This window comes from Haladaptatus ordinarius (assembly GCF_054177595.1).
The window spans coordinates 1-2,401 of sequence record NZ_JBPEHH010000230.1 but is presented as its reverse complement, the minus strand read 5'-3'; the positions used below and the strand labels follow the sequence as shown (position 1 = coordinate 2,401).

Annotated in this window: 2 protein-coding genes and 2 pseudogenes; 1 reads left to right on the top strand and 3 read right to left on the bottom strand. The window is 52.8% G+C overall.

What is annotated here, in order from left to right; genetic code table 11:
* Both ACR3FF_RS26745 and ACR3FF_RS26740 read right to left on the bottom strand, forming a co-directional pair.
* A pseudogene (locus ACR3FF_RS26745) lies at positions 1-99 on the bottom strand (IS5/IS1182 family transposase); the annotation flags it as partial.
* A 508-nt stretch (positions 100-607) separates the two neighbouring features.
* Complete coding sequence (locus tag ACR3FF_RS26740; protein ID WP_458191107.1) at positions 608-886, bottom strand: exodeoxyribonuclease VII large subunit; 279 nt, start codon at positions 884-886, stop codon at positions 608-610.
* Between the two features lie 396 nt (positions 887-1,282).
* Between ACR3FF_RS26740 and ACR3FF_RS26735 the strand changes: the two genes are divergently transcribed.
* A complete protein-coding gene (locus ACR3FF_RS26735; RefSeq protein WP_458191106.1) occupies positions 1,283-1,618 on the top strand; it encodes a Sec-independent protein translocase subunit TatA/TatB in 336 nt (111 codons plus the stop codon).
* Between the two features lie 578 nt (positions 1,619-2,196).
* Here the strand turns inward: ACR3FF_RS26735 and ACR3FF_RS26730 are convergent.
* A pseudogene (locus tag ACR3FF_RS26730) lies at positions 2,197-2,401 on the bottom strand (IS4 family transposase); the annotation flags it as partial.

Here is a 2,401-nt window from a genome sequence, read left to right as displayed (position 1 = left end):
TTCAAGGTGTTCGAACAGCGGTACTGTTTCGGTCGCCGCCGCATTCAAAAAGTCGTCTACCGAAGCGACGTCTTGCAGGGCGTTGGTACTGCTGGACACAGTTTCAAAACCCTGCGGCCTCCCTTGGGAGGCTTTCTATGACACGCTCGGTATATTGCTTTTCGAGTACCATTGTCCCGTCTGCGTTCGTGATGATGATCGTGTCGCCACCGTTGTTCTTGGCAGCACTTCCTGACCTCCAATATGGCTAAGAGGCTGAATTGGACCCACACCTAGTATGGAGTGTTACTTTTTCTTCCGGTGGTACAGTGATTCTAGACGGGACGAGATAGTTATGACTAGCCTTGTCATCAATCGTCTAGCTATATAGATCGAGTGGCTACACCAGTAACCAAAAGAGTTCGCAAGCTTTCACTATTATCGTTCAGGCTGTGTATAACAATAGTAGATGCAGTGTTTGAATATATATGAACGTCATGCGGTCACACATAACAATGCATCGTCTCCTATTTGTCGCCGGATTTCTATTATTCGCCATAGGAGCGATACATACAGTTAACATGAATTAAGTGATAAGAAACACTAAATCGACCTGATCAGCGATAAGTCAGTCTTCAGTATGCCCGATTGTGGTCACAACCGGCGTGTTCGCAGTGAAGATGGCTTCCGTAACCTGTTCGGAATCGAATGGTTGGAAATTTGAATCACTGCCGCCGCCTCGTCCGACGATGATGGCGTCAACGTCTTCCGATCGATCGAGGTGGAGAATCCCGTTCGCGATCGAGTAAGCGTGACATCCTCCCGCGGCTAAAGACGCGGGGCTCCCACAAGCCGGTCTTGCTGAGTTGGGATGGTTACAGTTTACACCCCGACGAGGTGCTGGCACTGCCACGGCACCGTTAGTCCTATCCAGCGATGGATTCGGAGGTATCTGATTATTTTGTGTCGGTCTGCGCGTTCGAGGGCTTACTTATTTGATGAGGCAAACACCGAGTCAACTGCCAGTTGTCGGACTGTCAGTATCCGATGGGGTTCCATCGAATCGACAGTGAAGGATACGCACGAAACGCACCTAAGACTGCACCGTGCAGTGAAAGTGAACAAAGACGGCGATTCATCCACGCCCTCAAGGGCGTGGTATTCTCGCCTGCAATCCTATAAGATCCGAATCCAAGGGTTGCTCGCTCGTTTCTTCTTCGTTCGCTATAATCGGTTCCCTCTAATCGTAAGCCTAATAAGTCATAATTGTGAGTGGGTAACCAATAATTAGAGGATATACGGAATGATACCACTATTTGGGCCGGTTCCCGGTGGAATGGAACTCGCGATGATTTTGCTCATCGCGGTTCTGCTCTTTGGTGCAAACAAGATTCCGAAGCTCGCGCGCTCGACAGGCGAGGCGATAGGCGAGTTCAAGAAAGGCCGCCAGGAAGTCGAGAACGAGCTCCGCGAGATGCAAGAGGCGGGGACGTCGTCCGCCGGTAGCAGCGAGATCGCTGACGACGAGCCGAGGGCGCGGGTGGACGACGAGACGGTGACGGAAACCGACACCGAATCCGCCGAGACCGAATTCGAATGGACGACGGTGACGGAAACCGACACCGAATCCGAAAAGTAACTGTTTATTCTACGTGAGATCCAGCTTGTATCGGGGCGTGTAGCCTAGCGGTTAAGGCGAGGGGTTCCTAACCTCTCGACCGCTGGTCCGCGTAACTTTATAAAAATATACTGCCAACAGAATATACAACAGCAGAAAACCTGTGAACTTTCTTGGCTGTTCAGTCCACCACTCCGCCACCTGCGAAATGTAGGTCATAGTCATCTGGGATTTCAAGGCAGCAATATTCAGGAGGCTTATTGTACTTGACCTCCTCCACGCCCTGGGCGTGGAATCCCATCATGTGATTTCGGCCACTCGTAGTTAGGCCTTCACGGTTTCAAGACGCATGCGCGCTCGCCTCATCTACCTCGCCCCCGCAGTGCCAGTATCGCTCTGGGTGCTAGACTCAGTCTCCGCGAGCGTGTCTTGTGGCCCGGTCAAACAGGCCCCATCCCCGCCAGAGTCATCGCCAGCCACCTTCTCGCCCGAATTCGAGCAGGTTCGGGGCTGGCTCTCTCCAGCAGGGTCGTATCTATCTGCAATGTTGAGCGCAGCGTTGATATCCGTCTGATACTCTGACACCCATTGGTGTTCGGTTAAGCACTGGATCGCCTCATGAAGGCTTCAGCCACTCGTTCGCTGAGTAAGAGGCGTGATTTCTCTGGTTGGCGGGCGTCACGATACAGCAACTCCGACAAGTTCGGCGGTGGATACCCCAACGACTGGGCCAACTCTTCGAGGATGAGCTGGGCGAGTGACCGGAAGGTCCTCGCCCAGCGTTCCCGGGGGAACACCGTCTCA